Annotated in this window: 15 protein-coding genes; 11 read left to right on the forward strand and 4 right to left on the reverse strand. The window is 35.7% G+C overall.

Features of this window, described 5'->3' with window-relative positions; all coding sequences use genetic code 11:
- Nucleotides 1-9: 9 nt before the first annotated feature.
- The 4 genes from aroA to hisC all read right to left on the reverse strand — a co-directional run bounded on the left by aroA (nucleotide 10) and on the right by hisC (nucleotide 4,316).
- A complete protein-coding gene (gene aroA, locus ELD05_RS04155; RefSeq protein WP_127351475.1) occupies nucleotides 10-1,311 on the reverse strand; it encodes a 3-phosphoshikimate 1-carboxyvinyltransferase in 1,302 nt (433 codons plus the stop codon).
- Nucleotides 1,308-2,147, reverse strand: a complete 840-nt coding sequence (locus ELD05_RS04160) for a prephenate dehydrogenase (protein ID WP_127351476.1) — start codon at nucleotides 2,145-2,147, stop codon at nucleotides 1,308-1,310. Before ELD05_RS04160 ends, aroA begins: the two co-directional genes overlap by 4 nt.
- A 4-nt stretch (nucleotides 2,148-2,151) precedes the next feature.
- Complete coding sequence (aroF, locus tag ELD05_RS04165) at nucleotides 2,152-3,165, reverse strand: 3-deoxy-7-phosphoheptulonate synthase (protein ID WP_127351477.1); 1,014 nt, start codon at nucleotides 3,163-3,165, stop codon at nucleotides 2,152-2,154.
- Between the two features lie 74 nt (nucleotides 3,166-3,239).
- Nucleotides 3,240-4,316 (reverse strand): histidinol-phosphate transaminase, encoded by a 1,077-nt coding sequence (hisC, locus tag ELD05_RS04170; protein ID WP_127351478.1) that lies wholly within the window; start codon nucleotides 4,314-4,316, stop codon nucleotides 3,240-3,242.
- 309 nt (nucleotides 4,317-4,625) lie between these two features.
- Between hisC and ELD05_RS04175 the strand changes: the two genes are divergently transcribed.
- From ELD05_RS04175 to ELD05_RS04225, 11 genes are all read left to right on the forward strand, one after another.
- Nucleotides 4,626-6,296 carry an ABC transporter substrate-binding protein gene (locus ELD05_RS04175; protein ID WP_127351479.1) on the forward strand — a complete coding sequence of 557 codons (1,671 nt, stop codon included), beginning with the start codon at nucleotides 4,626-4,628 and terminating at the stop codon, nucleotides 6,294-6,296.
- A 107-nt stretch (nucleotides 6,297-6,403) separates the two neighbouring features.
- Nucleotides 6,404-7,489 carry a uroporphyrinogen decarboxylase family protein gene (locus ELD05_RS04180; RefSeq protein WP_127351480.1) on the forward strand — a complete coding sequence of 362 codons (1,086 nt, stop codon included), beginning with the start codon at nucleotides 6,404-6,406 and terminating at the stop codon, nucleotides 7,487-7,489.
- 135 nt (nucleotides 7,490-7,624) lie between these two features.
- Entirely contained in the window at nucleotides 7,625-9,301 is a 1,677-nt protein-coding gene (locus ELD05_RS04185; protein ID WP_127351481.1) for an ABC transporter substrate-binding protein, read from the forward strand.
- A gap of 129 nt (nucleotides 9,302-9,430) precedes the next feature.
- On the forward strand, nucleotides 9,431-10,369 hold the full coding sequence (locus tag ELD05_RS04190) for an ABC transporter permease (RefSeq protein ID WP_011918178.1): 939 nt from the start codon (nucleotides 9,431-9,433) through the stop codon (nucleotides 10,367-10,369).
- A gap of 38 nt (nucleotides 10,370-10,407) precedes the next feature.
- A complete protein-coding gene (locus ELD05_RS04195) occupies nucleotides 10,408-11,307 on the forward strand; it encodes a carbohydrate ABC transporter permease (protein WP_127351482.1) in 900 nt (299 codons plus the stop codon).
- 144 nt (nucleotides 11,308-11,451) lie between these two features.
- Entirely contained in the window at nucleotides 11,452-13,293 is a 1,842-nt protein-coding gene (locus tag ELD05_RS04200; RefSeq protein WP_127351483.1) for a sensor histidine kinase, read from the forward strand.
- 19 nt (nucleotides 13,294-13,312) lie between these two features.
- Nucleotides 13,313-14,845, forward strand: coding sequence for a response regulator transcription factor (locus tag ELD05_RS04205; RefSeq protein WP_127351484.1), 1,533 nt, complete (start codon nucleotides 13,313-13,315; stop codon nucleotides 14,843-14,845).
- Nucleotides 14,846-14,927: 82 nt separating this feature from the next.
- On the forward strand, nucleotides 14,928-17,018 hold the full coding sequence (locus ELD05_RS04210; RefSeq protein WP_127351485.1) for an alpha-glucuronidase family glycosyl hydrolase: 2,091 nt from the start codon (nucleotides 14,928-14,930) through the stop codon (nucleotides 17,016-17,018).
- Nucleotides 17,019-17,060: 42 nt separating this feature from the next.
- The gene (locus ELD05_RS04215; RefSeq protein ID WP_127351486.1) at nucleotides 17,061-18,686 is read left to right on the forward strand and encodes a mannitol dehydrogenase family protein; all 1,626 of its coding nucleotides are present in this window, start codon (nucleotides 17,061-17,063) and stop codon (nucleotides 18,684-18,686) included.
- Nucleotides 18,687-18,715: 29 nt separating this feature from the next.
- Complete coding sequence (uxuA, locus tag ELD05_RS04220; RefSeq protein WP_127351487.1) at nucleotides 18,716-19,804, forward strand: mannonate dehydratase; 1,089 nt, start codon at nucleotides 18,716-18,718, stop codon at nucleotides 19,802-19,804.
- Between the two features lie 138 nt (nucleotides 19,805-19,942).
- The gene (locus tag ELD05_RS04225) at nucleotides 19,943-22,375 is read left to right on the forward strand and encodes a glycoside hydrolase family 2 TIM barrel-domain containing protein (protein ID WP_127351488.1); all 2,433 of its coding nucleotides are present in this window, start codon (nucleotides 19,943-19,945) and stop codon (nucleotides 22,373-22,375) included.
- Nucleotides 22,376-22,542: the final 167 nt, after the last annotated feature.

Raw genomic sequence — 22,542 nt, forward strand, 5'->3', positions numbered from 1 at the left:
AGAGACATTTTATACCTTTTTGCTGTGCCCAAGAAGAATTTTATAAAAGTTTGGAAAAGATATTGATACACACTCTGCATTCGTAATTGTACTTTCACCATCAACTGCACATGCCAAAATAGATGCTGCCATGGCAATTCTGTGGTCGTTGTATGAATTGACAACGCCAGCTTTTAGATTGTCTCTTGAACCAACAATTTCTAATCCATTTTCAAGCTCATAGCACTCAGCTCCAAAATTTTTTAACATCTCAAGGGTTGTTTTTATCCTATCACTTTCCTTTACCCTAAGTTCTGAGGCATTGTCTATAATGGTCTTTCCATCAGCAAAAGCTGCAGCAACAGCCAAGATTGGTATCTCATCTATAATCCGGGGAATATCATTTTTGTCAACCGTTGCTCCTCTTAAACTGCTGGTTTTTGCAACTATTGTGCCAATGGTCTCGCCATTTTGAATTTGAACATTTTTAATCTTAATATCAGCACCCATTTGTTTTAGAATGTCGATTATACCTGTTCGCGTAGGGTTTAAAATGCAATTCTCGATTATTACTTCACTATCTTCACATATAAGAGCAAGCACAATAAAAAATGCAGCAGAAGATATATCCGAAGGAACTTTTATCTTAAGCGCCTCTAAATTACTTGGCATAACCTCTATCTTGTAAAAACCATTTTCAAAACAAGTAGCAATATCTGCTCCGGCAGACTTTAACATAAGTTCTGTGTGGTCTCTTGACATAGGTAACTCTTTTATAACGCTTTTTCCCTCTGCTTTCAAAGCTGCAAAAATAAGTGCTGATTTTACCTGTGCACTTGAAACTGGCAATGTGTAATCAATGGGTTTTAAATTCTTTTTGCCTTTTACCTTTATTGGAAGACAGTCCTCTTTTTCTAAAAATTCGAAGCATGCACCCATTTGTCCCAAGGGCTGTGTTACTCTTTTCATAGGTCTTTTTCGAAGAGAACTGTCGCCATCTAAAACTGCCTCAAACTCTTGTGTTGACAAAATCCCAAGTAGCAATCTTGTAGTTGTTCCAGAATTACCGCAATCTAATACCTGTTGAGGGGCGGATAAACTATAATTTTTTCCTTTTACAATAACCTTGTCATTTTTTATTTCTATCTCAGCGCCAAGTTTTTTGAAGCAGTTTATTGTGCTTAGACAGTCTTCAGCAAACAAAAAGTTTTCTATCTCGGTTGTTCCTCTTGCTAAACTTCCAATCATTATACTTCTGTGTGATATAGATTTATCAGGTGGTATAGTAACCTTTGCTCTTATCTTTCTTCTGCCTTCAATTTTTACATTCATTTACTATCACTCACAATCTTATCTCTTATTGATTTTGCTCGTTCAAAGTATGAGTAAATATCATTGTAGTTGTCACTTTCAAGATTTGATTTAAAGTTTATCAATAAGTCTATATACTTATCTATCAGTTCAAGCAAAACCTTTTTGTTTGAAAAGGATATATCTGCCCACATCTTAGGGCTGGAGGAGGAGATACGAGTGATGTCTTTAAAACCCCCTCCAGCAAATTTGCAAAAGATGCTATTTTCATTTAACATATTCACAAGCGCAGCAGACACAATGTGAGGAAGGTGAGAAATTACTCCTGTTATTGTGTCGTGGAGGCTATAGTCAATTTCCTCAACTCTGCACCCAATTGTGTTCAAAAGTTCTTTTAATTTCTGAACATTGGCTTTCTCATTTATATCAAGTGGTGTAATAAAATAATAAGCGCCTTTAAAGAGAGTGTCAAAAGAATACTCATATCCTATTTTTTCTGTACCTGCCATTGGATGACCGCCAATGAAGTTAGAAATTCTATTTTTCAAAGCAAACTCACAAATCTGAGCTTTTGTGCTACCAACATCTGTAATAATTCCTTTTTTTATCTTTGACGATAGTTTTTCTAAAACACCAATACTTTCTAATACAGGCACACATATGAAACTAAAGGCATATTCATCTTCTACATCTTCTAAATCCTCTATTTTCTCTTTTACAATACCTTCTTTTATTGCCTTTTCAATTGAATTTTGATTTATATCATGTGCGTGGACTTCAAATCCACATTTGTTAAATGCCTTGGCAAGTGAACCACCAATCAAGCCAAGCCCAACCACCAAAATCTTATTTCTCATCTTCTCATACACTCTTTCCGATTGATTTAGCAATTTGAGATATTTCCTTTACAAGTTTATCGAATTCATCAGGTGTAATCGACTGTGGACCATCAGATAGAGCCTGCTTTGGATTTGGATGCACTTCAATCATAAGCCCATCAGCACCTGCTGCAATTGCTGCTTTTGAGAGTGCTGGAACATACTTTGCTTTTCCAGCTGCATGGCTCGGGTCCACAATAATTGGCAAGTGGCTCTTTTCCTTCACAACTGGTATTGCAGATATGTCAAGCGTATTTCTTGTTGCTGTCTCAAAAGTTCTAATTCCTCTTTCGCAAAGTATGACATTAGGATTTCCTTCGCTCAAAATGTACTCAGCAGCATTTAGCCACTCTTCAATTGTTGCAGCAAGACCACGCTTTAAAAGCACAGGTTTATCTTGTCTTCCTACATATTTTAGTAAATTAAAATTTTGCATATTTCTTGCACCAATCTGAAAGATGTCTACATAATCGTATGCTTTGTCAACAGCATTTTCACTTATAACTTCTGTTATAACCAAAAGGTCATATCTTGTTGCTGCCTCCTTTAATATCTTTAAACCTTCTTCTTCAAGACCCTGAAACGAATATGGAGATGTTCTGGGCTTGTAAGCTCCACCTCTTAGTATTTTTGCTCCACTTTTTTTGATCTTTTCAGCAACTTCGAACATCTGCTCATAGCTTTCAATTGCACAAGGACCGCCAATAAGTGTTAACGTATTTCCACCAATTTCAACATCTTTAATTTTTATAACTGTTGGCTCGCTCTTGAATGTCCTGCTTGCGAGTTTGTAGCTCTCTAAGATTGGTATTATCCTATCAACTCCAGGAAGAAGTTCAACTGGCACATCTGAAAGTATTCTCTCATCACCAATAACACCAATTACAGTTCTTTCAATACCTTGAGAGATGTGTGGGCGAAGCCCAAGTGATGTGATTAGCTTTACAACCTCTTCAATTTCTGATTCTTTGCAATCTTTTTTCATAACAATAATCACGTTACATACCCCCATCCTACAATGTAATTCATTATCCTTTATCTCCATTCTACCGTTCTGCAAACCTTTGCTTTTTACAGAACTTCTTTCAAAGCCTTTATAAATTCCATGTTATCACTCTCCAGTCCTGTTGTTACTCTAATATATGTGGGCATGTCAAAAATATCCCCTGGTCTTACAATTATACCTTTTAAAAGGAGCTTTTTAAACACCTCAACAGCATCTTTTGTTACATCTACCATTACAAAGTTGCCGTAAGACTTAATATATGGAAGGTTCATTTCCTCAAAACTTTTGTAGAAAAATTCGAGTGACTTTTTGTTAAGCTCCTTTGCCTTCTTTATATGTTCTTGGTCATCAAGTGCGGCAATTGCAGCAATCTGAGCTACATGATTGACGTTAAAAGGTGGTCTTACCCTGTTTAGCTTTTCAATTATTTCTTCTGAAGCTATAGCATAACCAATTCTAAGTGATGCAAGACCATAAATCTTTGAGAATGTCTGAAGTACAATCAAGTTTTTAAACTCATCAAGCCAGTGGATAGCATCTGGATATTCTGGGTCGTCGATGTACTCTTTGTATGCTTGGTCAACAACAACTGCAATTTCAGATGGTACAGATTTGATGAAGTTATAAAGCTCATCTTTTTTGACAATTGTACCTGTTGGATTGTTGGGGTTGCAAATCCATATTACTCTTGTTCTTTCATTTATATGTTTGGAGAATTCTTCAAGGTCATGAGTATGGTTTTTTAGAGGAATCTCAATGGGAATACCGCCCATCACTTTGGTCACAGTTTCGTATCTTGGAAAAGAAGGTCTTGCCATTATTGAGTTATCGCCGGGATTAATAAATATGCTGGCTATAAGCTGAGTAATTTCATCAGAACCAGCACCAAATATTATCTGCGTAGGCTTTACATTTAGCTTCTTTGCAAGCTTTAACTTTAGTTCTGTACAGTTTCCGTCAGGGTATAAGCTTAAGTCGTCCAAACTTTCTTTTATTGCTTTTTTGACATTTTCAGAAGGTCCTAATGGATTTTCATTTGAGGCAAGCTTTATAACCTTTTCAAGTCCCAGTTCTCTTTTTACTTCAGAGATTGGTTTTCCAGGGATATATGGCGAAATAGTACGTATGACCTCTCTGAACAATCTACCACATCCCCTTTTGTTAAAGTTATTTTCATTAATTTTATTATCAACCTTTGGGGTTGTCAAGAGAAGAGAGTAGAAAGTGAAAGATGTAGAATTTAATTAGTTTAAATTGCTTTAGCAAGGAGCTATAAAAATACTGAGATTATAGTTTAAAAACAAGTCAAGTTTATGGGGTAAAATTATTAAATTTTTTAGGGTCACAAGTTTTAATTTTATAGTTATAATTTACATGTAATGATTAGAGGATTTTCTTTTAGTGCTGGTGTGGTATGTATAAAAAAAAATCTAGAAAGGGGAGGAGTTTGAATGTCAAAAAGATTGAAGGTTGTTGCGACGCTTATTTGTATGGTATTTATTCTTTCAAATGTACTTTTGGTTGGTACTTCTACCTCTAATTCTGTGAAAGCGGCTTCAAGTAGTCAGCAGGTAAAAGTATTGACATTTTTCTACGGCGACTCTAATGCAGACCCACATCCGGATTTATTTAGTACACCAGTAGGTAAGGAACTAACAAAGCTTACTGGTGTAAGACTTAAAATTGAGTACTTAGCAGGACAGGATGAGGCGACAAAAATAGGACTTATGCTTGCATCAGGCGATTTGCCAGATTTAATTCATGGACATCAAGAGCATGGAAAGTTAATTGAAGCAGGTGTTTTGGTTCCTTTGGACAACTACATTCAAAAGTACGGAAAATATTGCAAACAAATCTATAGTGCAAAAGATCTCAAGAGACTCAGACAAAAAGATGGACATATCTATTTCTTGTCTCCATACAGAAATGAAATCACACCAGATTTAAAACCAGATGGTTTCTGGCTTCCAATTGATTTGCTTGAAAAGGCAAAGTGGCCAAAAGTAAGATATTGGGAAGATTACCTACAGCTCATAAGAGATTATGTAAAGAAAAATCCAAAGATTGAGGGTAAGCCTACAATTGGATTTACCTTTATTACAGAAAGCTGGAGATTCTTTACTCTTACAAATCCGCCATCATACCTAATGGGTTATCAAAACGATGGCGATGTCATTGTTGATCCAAAAACTTACCAGGCAAAAGTATATGCAACTATGGAAGAGTCAAAGCGATATTACAGGGATTTGAACAAGTTGTGGAAAGAAGGGTTAATTGACAAAGAAGTATTTGTTCAGAACTATGACACTTATCTTTCAAAGATTGCTCAAGGTAGAGTAGTAGGATTTTATGATCAATGGTGGCAATTTGGATATGATGCGGAAGCATCACTCAAAAATGCAAAGAAATACAACAGAATGCACATTTCATTCCCTGTTGTTTACAAAGGTGTGCAAAGAGCAAGATATCTTATGATTCAACCAATAGGAGCTCGAGATGGAATCAGTATTACCAAGAAATGTAAAGATCCACTTACAGCATTTAAGTTCTTGGATACACTATGTTCTTTAGAAGCACAAAAGCTAATGTATTGGGGAATCAAAGGTGTTGATTATAGTGTAGATAAGAATGGTAAAATGTATTTAACAGACAAACAGAAGAAACAAAGAGAAGATCCCGTATATCGTAAAAAACAGGGCCTTGGTTACTGGTGGGTATTCCCACATGCATATTTGAAACTGCAAGATGGAAACTATAGAGAGCCAGGATTTGACCCAGACTATGTATACAAGAATTTCTCACCAGCTGAGAAGAAAGTACTTGATGCTTATAAAGCAAAAACCTTCATGCAGCCGCCATTTACAGACACACCACTTGAAACACCATATGGTTTTGCATGGGAGATTAACATTCCTGCTGATAGAACAGATGTAACTATAGCAACTCAAAAGATGAGCGAGGTACAGAGAAAGTATCTTCCACAACTTGTAATGGCAAAGAGTGATAGTGATTTTGAGAGAATATGGAAAGAGTATGTTAAAGCTTTTGAGAAGACAAACTATAAGGTATATGAGAAATTTAAGACTGAGATGATTCAGTGGAGAGTAAAGAATTGGAATTAAAGATATAAAAGTGATATATTTAAAGGGAAGGCCTTTTAGGGTCTTCCCTATAATTTTTAATAATGAAAGATAATTGATTTTTTTTGAGAAAGGAAGTGTTGAAGCTGATGAATGAAATAAAAATTGATTTAAAGGCATTCTGGGAGGAAAATGACTACTGCAGGCAAAACTTTGACAAAAAAACGCGCATTCCAATTCATTTTTGGCTTGATGACCACTTCTTATTTGAGTTTGTTGGTCCATTTTCTACTGTCAAGTACTACACCGACAAAGCTGTTAGATTGGAGATTCATAAAAAGGCAAATGATATATTGGAAAAAGAGCTTGGAATGAGATTTTATTCAGAAGAAGAATTAGACCCGCCTGAGCCAACGAGGTTTGAAGTTGTCATGGGTTCGAAAGTGGTTATTTCTGAAGGGGGAACACCTTGGCTTGAGCCTGCAATTGACTCTGTGGATGAGGTAAAGGACTTAATTAGAAAGCTTGAAAAGGTTGAAATAAAAAATGTGGTAACTACTGAGCTTATAGATGCTAAAAATAGCTATGAACTCCAAACTGGCAAAAAACTAAGATGGGGCTCTATGATAAGAGGACCAGCAACAATTGCAACAAGTTTATTGGGTACAACTAACCTTTGCATTTTGCTGATGGATGAACCAGAGCTTATGGATGAGTTTTTTAAAATTTTGGGAACAAAACTTGTTGAGTACATAAGGCTTTTAAGAAGTTATTGTGATATTGAATACAACGGAATATCAATTAATGATGACAACTGCTTTTTGTTTTCACCAAAGCTTTATGAAAGATATTGTGCGCCTATAATGGAGAGCTTATTTAAAGAATTTGCTCCAAACAAAACTGACACAAGATATCAGCACTCAGACAGCAACATGCAGCATATAATTCCTATTTTGAATGATTTGGGAGTAAATGCAGTGAACTTTGGGCCAGAAATACATCCTGCTACTATAAGAAAACTTATGCCAAATGCACGAATCTATGGCCAAATGCCACCTTTTGTTCTTAGAAATGGTACAAAAGAAGAGATAATTGAAATTGTAAAAAGAGATATGGATGTGTTAAAAGCAGATGGCAATTTTGTTGAAACTCCTGCTGGTTCTATTGCTTCTGGTACACCTTTAGAAAATATTAGAATTTATATGTGGGCTGTGCAAGAATATGGCAGATTATAAACTTCTATATATCAATTTTATGGGGTAAATATGTTAGATTTTAAGGGTTGTTTTTAAACAAATACTATGTAAAATGAACAATAGAGGATGTAAAAAATAATCCTCAGAAAATTAAAAGAAGGAGGCATTCTTAAAGTGAGTTTTAAAAAGAAAAGTGCTTTGATAGTAGCTTTAATCTTTATTTTTGCAACAATTGCTGGCAGCTTTGTTCCTGTTGGAACAAAAAATGCAGAAGCTGCATCTAAAAAAGTTGTAACTTTCACAATGTTTAGTGCTGATGCAACAGTGCAATACCATCCTGACATTTTTAGCACAGCAATAGGTCAAGAAATTACAAAAAAGACAGGTGTTAGACTTAAGATTGAACACTTTGTTGGTATGGACCAGGCAACAAAGGTATCGCTGATGCTTGCATCGGGTGACTTGCCAGATCTTGTATATGGTAGCGGTGAGCACAAACAGTTTATTCAGAACAAAGTCTTAGTACCACTAGAAGGATATATTCAAAAATATGGAACATGGACAAAGAAGGCATATTCAGAGGCTGACTTAAAGAAACTGCGTCAGGCGGACGGTCATATTTATTTCTTGAGCTACTCAAGAGGAGAAGTATCTCCAAGCTCAATGGGTGAAGGTTTATATGTAATGATTGATATGCTAAAGAAAAATAAGTGGCCAAGGCTTAGATATTGGGAAGATTTGGTTCCAATGTTGAGAGCTTATGTTAAGAAGTATCCAAAATACAAAGGTATGCCTGTTATAGGGATGTCTGCAATTACAGAAGGTTCAAGATTTTACGTCATTCAAGACCCAGCGACAGGGTTAAATGGACTGATTGCAGACACTGTTCAGTTTGATCCAAAAACTTATACGGCATCTTATGACCCGGCAGGTGTGGGAATGTACAAAGCATACAAAGCATTGAATCAGCTGTGGAATGAAGGATTATTTGATAAAGAAGCATTTGTCCAAACATATGACCAATGGCAAGCAAAGATAGCTCAGGGTAGAGTAGTAACTTCATGGGGAAGGTCATGGCATTTCACTAATGCATTTAATACACTGAGAAAGAATGGAGAAGACGATAGAATATTGGTTCCATTTGGGATAGTTTTCAAAGGTGTTAAAAAGTCAAGGTATGTTATGTTACAGTCAATTGGCACGCGTGATGGAGTAAGTATAACTAAAAAGTGTAAAGACCCAGTTACAGCATTTAAGTTTTTAGACTCATTATTAAATCCTGATGTTCAAAAACTCATGTTCTGGGGAATCAAGGGGAGAGACTACCTTGTTGACAAGAAAGGCAAGATGTACAGAACTCAAGCTATGATAGACAAGGCAAGAGATCCTGTATATCAGAAACAAGAAGGACTTGGTTATTGGAATATTTATCCAAGATGGCAATTAAAACTTCCAGATGGCAACTATGTAAAACCTGATCTTGATCCAGATATTGCATACATGCAATGGGCACCTGCACAAAAACAAGTACTTGATGCTTATAAAGCAAAGACATTTGTAGAACCACCATTTGCAGATGAACCTGAATCTCCAAAATGGGGTTATGCTTGGGAGATTAATGTTCCACCAGAAAAACAAAAAGAAATCCAGGTTCCTTTAAATATTGCTAATGATTTAGCAAGAAAGTACATTCCACTGCTTATTATGGCACCAAAGGGCAAATATGATGAAGTATGGAATAAGTATAAAACCGAAGTAAGGCAAAAAATAAATAGCAAAGTTATAGCAGATTTCTATACACAAGAACTAAGAAAACGTATGGAAGATTGGTACGGAATTAAGATTAAATAGCGGATAAGAATAGATAATTAAGGAGGGGAGAGGCAAAACATCCTCTTCCCTTCTTTAAAAACTTTTTAAGAATTTCTGAAAATATACAGTAGTATAGTTGTTGAATGTTTAAAAAGGAGGTCAGTGACATTGGAATCAGCAATTTATTACTCTTCTAAAAAAACTTTTTGGCAAAGAGTAAAAGAGCAAAAAGAGTTAGTTTTTATGATATTTCCTTTTGTATTGTACGTTATTCTTTTTCACTATATTCCACTATGGTGGTGGATAATTGCTTTTAAAGAATATAGGCCTTATGAAGGTGTATGGGGATCTGAGTGGGTTGGCTTTCAACAGTTTAAAGATTTGTTTAGTGACTCAGGATTTTGGCTTGCTATGAGAAACACAATTGTTATAAGTTTTTTAAAACTTGTGACCTCTTTTGCTGCGGCAATTTTACTTGCATTGATGTTAAATGAAGTAAAGAATATGTTATTTAAGCGAACTATTCAGACCATTTCCTATCTTCCCCACTTTGTATCGTGGGTTGTTGCTGCAAGTATTGTTATAAGTGCGCTTGCACCAGAGTCAGGTATTGTTAACCAAATTTTGATGTCCCTAAAAATTATCAAACAACCGATTGTATGGATGGGTGAAGGGCATTATTTTTGGTGGATATTAGCACTATCCAGTGTGTGGAAAGAAACAGGATGGAATGCTATTGTATATTTAGCTGCAATAACGAGTATTGACCCTGAACTTTATGATGCTGCAAGTGTTGATGGTTGTGGAAGGCTTCAAAAAATAAGGTATGTAACTTTACCAGGGATTGCACCAACAATTAGTATGCTTTTAATATTAAATGTTGGTTGGCTTTTGAACGCAGGATTTGAACAGGTGCTTTTGTTAAGAAATCCTCTTGTTCAAGACTATGCCCAAATTCTTGACACATATGTTCTTGATTACGGTATTACCATGTACAGATATTCGTATGCAACAGCTGCTGGTATGTTCAAAAGTGTTGTAAGTATTTTCCTTGTATTATTTGCTAATAAGATTGCTCAAAAATTAAATGCTTCAACTGTTATGTAAAATATCTATTAGAGGATAAAATAGGGGGTATATGTTAAATGCTTAGAAAAAAGACAGCCGAAGACATTATAGTTGACTTGGTAGTCCATATAAGTTTGATATTTGTTGGTATTGTAACATTGTATCCCTTTCTGAATGTTCTTGCAGTATCCTTTAATGATGCTCTTGATACAGTAAGAGGCGGGATATATATTTGGCCAAGAAAATGGACCTTAAAAAATTATGAGATTATCATAAGCAATCCACAGATATATAATGCAACTCTTGTATCAGTGGCAAGAACAGTCTTAGGAACTGTTCTTGGAATCATATGCACAATGTTTGTTGCATATCCTCTTTCAAGAAAAGATTTTGTCTTAAGAAGACCTTTTTCTGCTATAATGGTTTTAACAATGTACTTTGGAGCAGGATTAATACCACAATATTTACTATATAGAAGTTTACATCTTTTAAATACATTCTGGGTGTATATTATTCCTGCTCTTTTAGGAATGTTCAACGTGGTAGTTGTGAGAAGTTACATTGAATCTCTCCCTACAAGTCTTATAGAGTCAGCCAAAATTGATGGTGCAAGCGAATTTAGGATACTGTGGCAGATAATCTTCCCTCTTACACTACCAGCAGTGGCAACAATCGCACTATTTATAGGTGTTGGGCACTGGAATTCATGGTTTGACGTGTATATTTTTAACTCCCAGAGACCTGACCTCAGTACTTTGCAGTATGAGCTACAAAAGATTTTAGCATCTGTAAGTATGCAGGTTGGAAGAAACCCTGACTACCAGATGGGCGCAATGGCAGAAACCCAGCAAGTAACGCCTACTTCAGTAAGAGCAAGTATGACAATTGTTGCGACAGTGCCAATTATAATTGTATATCCATTTTTACAAAAATATTTTGTCAAGGGGCTCACTCTTGGGAGTGTTAAAGGAGAATAGAGGGAGAGCGGAATTTGTCGAATTTTTTGGCAAATTGTATTGTTTAACTTCATTGAAATAAATAAAAGTGGGTGTTAAAAAGCCCACTTTTTAATTCACCTATGTTAATAGATATGCTATAATTAAAATCAAAGGATATCAAAGATGAACTTGGTGACAAAGGTGATTTGTAAATTCTCAGCTAAATTAAAAGAAAGATTGTTGACAGGACTTGACAATCTCTCAGTTAGAAAGAAATTACTGTTAGTTTATATACTGTGCGTGTTAATTCCAACAATTGTTACTCATTTTATTTTTACATTGTTTATTGTGAAAAATCTTCAACAACAAAAGATTGATCAGATAAAAGGTGCCTTTAATATTTTGAATGCAAATATTAAAAAAGTAATTGAAGAAGCTATTCTTTATTCCAATACATTGTATACAGATGAGTTGTTAAATGATATGCTTGATATAGAATACAAAGGATTGGAAGATTTTTATTCCAGTTATGAGGGGTATTTGAGAAATAAGATTTATCAAGGTAGGAATGTTTATTCCAATATAGCACGTGTTACCATTTATACTAACAATCCAACTATTGTAGATAGCGATGGTTACAGAAAATTAAATGAGGGAGAAGCAAAAGAATGGTTCAGTTTAGTTATGGATAATCAGCAGGGGATCATAGTGATTCCTACTGTGGATGAAGGTGTGAATGGAGAAGAGGGATATGTGTCGCTGTTTAGAAATTTAAACCAGTTTGAAAGGAGAAGCACATCAAGAGGAAATAACAGTAAGTATCTAAAAATAGCTAAAATCGACATGTACTTAGCAAGCTTTTTCAATTCTATAAATTTTGAAATATTTGGTGGCGAGATTTACCTTCTTGACAAGTCAAATAGGATTATTGCTGCACGTAGTAACAACAGTGTTATATTTGCAAAGCCTTTTATAAAATTTGACAAGAGAAAGTTTGTTTCTAAGGATTCCTATATATTTGAAGAAAGATTGGATTACAATTTACTATCTTGCTGGAAATTAGTAGGTGTATTTTCAAAATCATACATGCTTGGAAAAATCTATAGGGCAATTGAGTATATACTCTTTATTTCAGTCTTGAGTCTACTTTTTGCAACTCTTTTAATTAGGATGATTACCTCGTCATTGTCAGCAAGATTGGAACTTTTGACAAGGCACATTAAGAAAATCAAAAAGCAGAATTTTGAGATTCTCAATTGCAAAGAAGGAAATGATGAGATTGGCAATGTAATAAAAGAGTTTAACAATATGACAATAAAGTTAAAAGAACTCATTGAAAAAGAGATGCTCTCTGAAATACAAAGAAAGACTTTAGAAATTGAAAAGAAACAGGCAGAGTTAAACGCTTTGCAGAGTCAAATAAATCCTCATTTTCTTTTTAACACATTGGATTCGATAAGAATGAGGTCAGTACTTAAAAACGAGCTTGAGACAGCTGAGATTATTAAGTATCTCACAAGGACGCTCAGAAGGCTTATTTATTGGGGGAATGATATCACTACTGTAGAAGAAGAGATTGGCTTTGTAGAGGACTTTTTAAAGATTCAAAAGTACAGGCTGGGAGAAAAACTTGCATATCGTATTTATGTGGATGAAGTAGCGAGAAATTGTTTAATACCAAAGATGACCATCCAACCGCTGGTTGAAAATGCGTGTATTCATGGTATTGAAGAGATAGAAGGGAATGGGGAGATTATAATAGAGGTTAAAAAAGAAGAGGCTTACCTTGTCATAAAGGTTGAAGACAATGGTATTGGTATGGATGAAGAGAAACTTTCTCAGCTTTATGAGAACCTGAGCAATAATACATACGAAAAGAATATTGGTCTTAAAAATGTTTACAAAAGGCTTATGCTCTATTACAACAATGCCGTTGATTTTAAAATACATAGCAATTTTAAACAGGGTACAAGGATTGTTATCAAAATCCCGTTAGAACTTCCTGCATTTGTATATAAAATCTAAAAAATTGAGGGTGTTAAAAATGCTTAAAGTTCTTTTGGTTGAAGATGAAGTCTATATGAGAAAGGGTATTATAAAGCTTGTAGACTGGAATGGACGTGGATTTGTGATATATAGGGAAGCTAGCAATGGTCAGGAAGCGCTTGAGATTTTGAGAAAAGAGCATATTGATGTGGTGATTACAGATATAAAGATGCCCGTTATGGACGGAATTGAGCTGATAAGAAGGATTTCAGAGGAGTTTGAAAACCGGCCAGCTGTCATTATTATTAGTGGGTACAATGAATTTGAGTTTGCAAAAGCCGCTATAAGATATGGTGTCAATGACTATTTATTAAAACCTATAGATGAGGCAGAGCTCATTCAGACGTTGGAAAGAATAAAAACTAGAATTCTCAATGAGAGAGAGTATCACAGGAGAAAAAACCTATTTGAATATTTGAAAAGAAACTCAAGGTTTATGAGGATGATTGAGTTTGATGAGGTATCGACTATAGAACAATTTGAGACAAATGATACCACAAGATGGATGGGAATTGGCAAAAAAGAAGACCTGCAATATGAAGATGACTTGACTATTTGTGAGAGTTTATTAGAGGTTGAAAAAGAGGTTAACATAAAGTTTGCAAACAAAGGAATTGACTTTAGATGTTACTGGGACAGCTTTTTTAACATAATACTTATCATTGAGACTGAGCAGAAAAATAAAAAGAATCAGGTGATAAGACAAGTATACGAACATGTGACAAAGAGATTGAACTTGCAATCAATAGTGTTTGATGAAATCAAGAGCTTCCAAAATATACATAGTTTTTACAAACAGCTTCTTAAGAAACTTAGCTTTGCGCAATTTTATGAAAAGATTGGAGTGATTGAAGCAACTCAAATAGAAGATTTTGAGATGTACATTGAGGATAAGAAATTGGGCAGTGAACTTATTAAATTGATTGAAGAAAGAAAATGTGAAGAAATTAGATACAAACTTTCTCAATTTTTTGATGAGTGCCACAACAAAAAGATTTCTCCTGAGATAATTAAAGGTTACATACTTCTTACGTTACTCGAGGTTATAGATTATTTTGAAGTGTATCAACTTTTTGAGGCAGACAGTCTCAAGTTTATCTATAGGAGTAGTCTCCAAAAGAGCAAATTTATTGAAAAGGTAATGGAGATATTACTTCAAATAGCAGAATACGTTACTGAAGCTACAAAGTTCAACAGTTCAAGCTTTATGAAGAAGATTGAGCTGTTCATAAAGGAAAACTACAATAAAGATATCACTATAAAAAGCATTGCTCAGCAGTTTTATATCAATCCAATTTACTTGGGCAGGATGTTTAAAAAGCACTTTAACATGCCATTTAATAAGTATTTGCACATATTAAGAATCGAACAGGCTAAAAAACTTTTACTCAAGACCGATAAAAAAATTTATGAAATTGCAAAAGAAGTGGGTTATAATGACACTGATTATTTTGCGCTAAAGTTTGAGGAGTATGTAGGTAAAAGCCCATCTAAATATAGGAGTTCAATGATAGGCGAAACTAATTATTAAATAAAAAAACTTCGGATTTAAGTTAAATAGAAATCGGTTTCAAATAGAATAATGATTTTCATTTAAGAAGGAGTGTAGACTTATGGAACACCTCAAACAAAAAGGAGTGCCACAAAATCAATATACTATGTGTTGGCTTGATTACAAAAGGTGCGAAGATGAAGAGTATTTGAAAAAGGTTATACCTTTCATTTCAAACATTTTTATATTGGATAACAATTACTATTTTCGAAATGCTGCCCTTGAGCTAAAAGAGGCTATTAAAAACATTTTTGGAGTAGAACCCAATATACAGACTACTTCTTATCTTGACTTTCATCGTGGTACATTGATAGGAAAGTTAGGAAATGAAGTAATAGAAAAGTTTCTTGAAAAAGAGGAAAAAGAACAAATTGGCAATGAGGGATTTTTGATAAAGGTTGTTGCAACTAAAACGCAAAACATTATTCTACTTGTTGCTAAAACTGAGAGTGGAATAATTTATGGTACATTCGAACTTATCAATAGGCTGAGGGTAAAAAGCAATTTAAGTAGTTTATATATCATAGAAAATCCAAAAGCACCTTTGAGGGTGATCAACCACTGGGATAATATGGATGGAAGCATTGAAAGAGGTTATGCAGGAAGTTCCATTTTTTTTTCAAACAACAGGGTAAAAAGGTCTTTAAAACGTGTAAGAGACTATGCAAGGCTACTTGCGTCAATTGGTATAAATGGGGTGGTAATTAACAATGTCAATGTCAGAGGAAAGGCAATTTGGCTGATAACTCCAAAGTATTTGCCTGAGCTTTCTGAAATTGCTGAGACTTTCAGATTATATGGTATAAAATTGTATCTTAGCATAAATTTTGCAAGTCCAATTTATATCGGAGGACTTTCAACTGCAGACCCTCTTGACCCTGATGTATTTAAATGGTGGCAAGAGACGGTCAAGACAATTTATAGCTATATACCTGACTTTGGGGGTTTTTTAGTAAAAGCTGATTCTGAGTTCAATCCTGGCCCATATGTATATGGCAGGAGCCATGCGGATGGAGCAAACATGCTTGCAAAAGCTCTTTTGCCATATGGTGGAGTTGTCATCTGGCGCGCGTTTGTCTACAACTGTCTTCAGGACTGGAGAGACACAAAGACTGACAGGGCAAAGGCTGCGTATGAAAACTTCAAACCTCTTGATGGAGAGTTTCTTGATAATGTTGTACTTCAGATAAAATATGGTCCAATGGACTTTCAGGTAAGGGAGCCTGTATCACCACTTTTTGGTGGTATGGAAAAGACAAATCAGATGATAGAATTACAAATAACTCAGGAATATACAGGCCAGCAGATTCATCTTTGCTATTTAGGTACCTTGTGGAAAGAGATTTTAGAGTTTGACACCTACTGCAAAGGCAAAGGTTCATATGTCAAAAGAATAGTAGATGGAAGTCTATTTGGATGGAAGTATTGTGGATTTGCGGGTGTGTCAAACATAGGTAGTAGCATAAACTGGACAGGACACGATTTAGCCCAGGCAAATCTTTGGACGTTTGGGAAACTTGCTTGGAATCCAGATAGGTCAGTTGAAGATATTGCTAAAGAATGGATTTTGCTTACATTTGGGGATGATAAAAAGGTTGTAGAAAATATTCTTTGGATGCTTTTAAATTCGCATAGAATCTACGAAAAGTACACAACACCTCTTGGTTTGGGGTGGATGGTAAATCCGGGTCACCACTATGGTCCTAATCCAGAAGGGTATGAGTATTCAAAGTGGGGGACCTACCACAGAGCAGATACAAAAGCAATTGGGGTTGACAGGACATCAAAGGGTACAGGATATACTTTGCAGTATCATCCGCATTGGCAAAAAATCTTTGACGATATAGAAAAATGTCCAGAAGACCTTTTACTATTTTTCCACAGAGTGCCATATACTCACAGATTAAAATCAGGCAAAACGCTCATTCAGTTCATGTATGATTCGCACTTTGAAGGTGCTGAAGAGGTAGATGTTCTTATCCAAAAGTGGGAAGAGCTAAGAGGAAAGATAGATGAAGATATCTTTAATAGAGTTTCTGAGCGGCTAAAGATGCAAAAAGAACATGCAATTGAGTGGCGAGATGTGATCAATACATACTTTTACAGAAAAACAGGAATTCCTGATGAAAAAGGAAGACTCATATATCCGTAAAATAGAAACTTGAGTTTTTGTAGAAAGGACGAGGTGCCAAAAATGCTAAAGTTAAATAGAGAAAGCCTTGCACATAAAGATTTGTGGCAAAAGATTCAAATTGAGATGCCTCAATTTGATATAGAGGATGTTATAAAAAACACATATGAAAATCCCACATGGATTCACTTTGGAGCAGGAAATATTTTTAGAGGGTATATTGCAGCACTTGAGCAGGATTTGTTAGAAAGAGGCGAGGTTCAGACAGGGGTTATTGCAGCAGAGCTATTTGACTATGAAATAATTGATAGAATCTACAAACCATATGACAATCTTTCCTTGGTTATTACAGCAGATGCAAAAGGAAATCTGCAAAAAAGAGTAATTGCAAGTATTACTGAGGCGCTAAAGTGCGACCCTGATTTTAAAGATGACTGGGCAAGGCTTTGTGAGATTTTTAAAAGTGCATCTTTGCAGATGGTGACATTTACTATTACAGAAAAAGGGTACAATATTGTTGATTTAAATGGTGAATATCTGCCACAAGTAAAAGAAGATATAGAAAACGGACCAGAAAAACCAAAAAGTAGTATGGGGAAGGTTGCCTCACTTTTGTATGTGAGGTACAAAAATGGCAAGCACCCAGTTGCAGTTGTGAGCCTTGATAATTGCTCAAAAAACGGTGAAAGGCTTTATAATTCAATCATTCAAATAGCAAAAGAGTGGGTAAAAAACAAATTAGTAGAAGAAGGTTTTGTTGAGTATCTTAGCAATTCTTCATCAGTTAGCTTTCCATGGAGCATGATAGACAAGATTGTTCCAAGACCTTCTGAGAGCATAAAGGAGTTACTTGAAAAAGACGGGTTAGAGAAAATGGAGATAATTTGCACTTCCAAAAACACATATATAGCACCTTTTGTCAATACAGAAAAATCTCAATATCTTGTGATTGAAGACAACTTTCCAAATGGCAGACCACCTCTAGAGAAGGCAGGAGTTTATTTTGCGGACAGGCAGACAGTCGAGAACTCAGAGCGGATGAAGGTTCAGACGTGTCTCAACCCACTTCACACAGCTTTGGCCATCTTTGGATGTTTACTTGGTTACAAGACAATCTATGAAGAGGTAAAAGACGGGTGTTTAAAGAAGCTTATAGAGAAGATAGGGTATGAAGAGGGCTTGCCAGTTGTGGTTGACCCAAAGATAATTGACCCAAAAGAATATCTTAAGGAGGTAATTGAAGAAAGGTTTCCAAACCCATATATACCAGATGCACCACAAAGAATAGCGACAGACACATCACAGAAGATGCCAATTAGATTTGGTGAGACAATAAAGGCGTACAGCGAAAGTCCTAATTTGGATGTAAAAAGTTTAAAATTCATACCGCTTGTGATAGCAGGATGGTTAAGATACTTGATGTGTGTAGATGACAGTGGCAAGCCTTTTGAGCCAAGTCCCGACCCGCTTTTAGATGAGCTGAAAAAACAAATGAATGGGATTGAGCTTGGCAAGAAGGTAGAAAACTTAGATGAAAAGCTAAAGCCAATATTGTCAAACGAGATGCTCTTTAGAGTAAATCTTTTTGAGGTAGGCCTTGCAAACAAGGTTATAGATTATTTTAAAGAGATGACAGAAGGTGTTGGTGCTGTGCGAAGGACACTTGAGAAGTATCTTGAATGTGATTAAACAAAATACAGAAAGGAGCAGATGTAAAGATGGGTTTTAAAATGACATTTAGATGGTTTGGTCCCAAAGATGACAACATTCCACTTGAGTATATTCGTCAGATTCCAGGAATATATGGAGTTGTGACTGCTCTTTTTGACATTCCGGTTGGTGAGGTATGGCCAGAAGAGAAGATATTTGAGCTAAAAAAGATGGTAGAGGACGCAGGGCTCAAATTTGAGGTGATAGAAAGTGTAAATGTTCACGAGGATATAAAGCTTGGACTTCCAACAAGAGATAGGTATATAGAAAACTACAAGCAGACCATAAGGAACTTAGCAAAAGCAGGTGTAAAGGTAATATGTTACAACTTTATGCCTGTATTTGATTGGCTGAGGACAGACCTTGCTAAAAAGCTACCTGATGGTTCAGAGGTTATGGAATACAACCATGAGATGCTAAAGAATCTCACGCCAGATGAATTGGTAAAGAGTATGGAAAGTGGTTCGAGAGGATTTTCGCTTCCTGGCTGGGAGAGCTACAGGCTAAAACAGCTGCAAAATCTTTTTGATCTGTACAAAGATGTTGACGAAGAGAAGCTTCTTCAAAATCTAATATACTTTTTAGAGAACATAATCCCTGTTTGTGAAGAGTGCGATGTTAAGATGGCAATTCATCCTGACGACCCACCATGGTCGTTATTTGGACTGCCAAGGGTTGTAACAAATAAAGAGAACATAGAAAGATTTTTAAAAGCTGTTGACAGCCCATATAATGGTCTTACGCTCTGTACAGGTTCACTTGGAGCAAACAAGGAAAACAATATCCCAGAGCTGATAAGGTATTTTGGTAAGATGGGCAGGATTCACTTTATGCATGTGAGAAATATCAAATTTACAGGTGAGAGGTCTTTTTTTGAAACATCGCACCTGTCGACAGATGGCTCATTTGATATGTTTGAGATAATGAAAGCGATATACGATATAGGATTTGAAGGGTATTTGCGACCTGACCATGGAAGGATGATTTGGGGCGAAAAGGGAAGACCTGGCTATGGGCTTTATGACAGAGCCCTTGGCATTGCATATCTAAATGGTCTATGGGAAGCTATTGAAAAGATGTCAAAATATCAAGGCTAATAAAAAAGTGTGCGAGGTTGTTCCAAAAACCGCCTGCTGGGGCTGGAACAACTTCTTTTACATGGCGGAAAAATAAATACCCCAGCCGTCTGAACGGTGATATATATGTGTGCCGTTCAGACGATTTGTACTTTAGTTATGAAGAAAGTCAATATAGACAAATCATGGGAATATGCTGAAAGTTCCCTGTACAGCGTATTGAATGTAGCCAACTTAGAGTGTGAGTGGAAACCTGTAGATTTGCCACATGATGCTGTGATTGAAAGACCAAGATGCGAAAATAATCCTTCAGGTGCCTCAGAAGGATATACTCCCGGGTGTAGTTTATATTACAAAAAAGAGTTAATGTTAGAAGAAGAGTGGAAGGGCAAAAACTTAATTCTTGAATTTGAGGGAATTATGGGAATCTCTGAGGTTTTTGTAAATGGAAGGCTTGTTGCTAAGCATTTCAATGGCTATACAAGTTTCTTTGTGGACATAACAAAACATGTTAAGTTTGATGATAAGAACACTATTGTTGTGCATGTGGAAAATACTCACAAACCAAGTTCACGGTGGTATGCAGGCTGCGGCATATATCGGCATGTATGGCTTCATGTAGGTGGTAAAGTTTACATAAAACCGTGGCATTTGCATGTTGAAACCAAGGCTATTGAAAATGAAACGGCAATATTAGAAGTTAGAGCGACTGTAGCAAATAGTACAAATGAAAGTGTTCAAGGAGTTATGAAGTTTAGTATCTTTTCTAACGATGGTGAGCTTATAATAAGCAGTAAGGAACAATTTATTCTCAGTAAAAATGAGGAAAAGACAATTAGTAAAATCATAACATTATCACCATTTAAGTATTGGGATATAGAAAATCCTTACCTTTATAAAATCCTTGCAACAATTAAAATAAATGAAGACATTGAAGATAGCAGTTCTGCGTTTTTTGGAATACGGACAATTTCGGTAAGCCCCAAGGAAGGTTTAAAGCTCAACGGTAGGGTTATAAAGCTAAAAGGTGGATGTATCCATCACGACAACGGACCTCTTGGGAGTGCCAGCTATGACAGAGCAGAAGAGAGAAAAGTTGAGCTTTTAAAAGCTTCTGGGTTCAATGCAGTAAGACTTGCCCATAATCCATTTGCACCAGCACTTTTGGATGCCTGTGATAGATTAGGTATGCTTGTAATTGAAGAATTTTTTGATGTCTGGACAGCAGGTAAACTGAGTTTTGATTATCATCTCTTCTTTGACAAGTATTGGGAAGAAGATTTAAGAGCCACCATTATGAGAGATTATAATCATCCCTCTATTATAATGTGGTCTATTGGTAATGAAATTACCTGGGGTGTGGGAATTGATGTAGATGATGAAGAAGGATATTCGAGCATTTATACATGGTGCAAGCGCTTGTCGCAAAAAGTAAAAGAATTGGATTCAACAAGATTGGTCACTGCAGCGTTTTGTGCTATTCCAGCTGATTATGAGAGTTTGCTCACAACAATTGAAGATGGAAATTATGTAATAAGAATGTTAAAACAAGAGGCAGTAGCTGGTAACGACAAATGGGGGAAAGTAACAGAAAAATTCTTTAAGTTTTTAGACGTTGCAGGTTATAACTACAAGATCGATAGATATTCATATGATTTAGAAAAATATCCAAATCGTATCATATGCGGAACGGAGACATATCCATATACTTTATTCAAAAACTGGACTGAAACTGTAAAGAATCCAAATGTTATTGGAGATTTTGTATGGACTGCTATTGACTATTTAGGTGAAGCTGGGATAGGTAGAGTTTGCACAGACGAAAATGAAGCTAAGATGTTTGGTGGGAAATTTCCATGGTTTTATGCAAATTGTGGAGATATTGATATTTGTGGAGATAAACGCCCTCAGTCGTATTACAGGGATGTGGTTTGGGGATTGAGAAAAGAGCCCTATATTGTAGTCCTTCCACCACAACTTTTTGGGAAAAAATTGTACTTTAGACCCTGGGCGTGGGAACCAGTTGAGCGCAGCTATACATTTCCAGGTTATGAGGGAATGCCTATAGCAGTTCATGTTTATGCAGATGCTGATGAGGTAGAAGTATTTGTAAATGGTCGAAGCTTAGGAAGAAAAGTATGTGGAATAAATACCCAATTCAAAGCAGTTTATAACACAGTTTATGAACCAGGTAAAGTTGAAGCTGTGGCATATAAAAATGGCAAAGAAATTGGCAGAGATAAGATAGAAACAACTGACAGGCCAGTTGCTTTAAAACTGCTGCCTGACAGAAATGTCATTTCTTCTTGTGGTGATTTGTGCTATATAAAAATTATTGCAGTAGATAAGAATGAAAGAGAAGTACCATATGCAGATAACACAGTAACTGTAGAAGTTGAAGGTGCAGGTAGGTTTATGGCATTAGGAACGGCTGACACATTGTCAACCGAGCTTTTTGTTAGCTCTCAAAGAAAGCTGTATAAAGGACGTGCACTTGTAGTTGTAAAAAACATTAGAGAGAAAGGAGAGATTAGAGTTAGAGTTTTAGCAGAAGGTCTAAAGAGTGCAGAGGTTGTTATAAAGTGCATATAGGGGGATTTGAGTTTAAGAGAAGGAAATTTTATGATGTTATTTGCCTTTACTTTTTTAAAATATCTTGATAAAATTAAAGTTGAAGTTTCACTGCTACGAAAGCAGGGAAATGTAAAATAAAAACCAAAAACTATAAAAATTAAAGAGTAGCAAAAGTAATAAGAATA

Source organism: Caldicellulosiruptor changbaiensis, from assembly GCF_003999255.1.
GTDB lineage: Bacteria > Bacillota > Thermoanaerobacteria > Caldicellulosiruptorales > Caldicellulosiruptoraceae > Caldicellulosiruptor > Caldicellulosiruptor changbaiensis.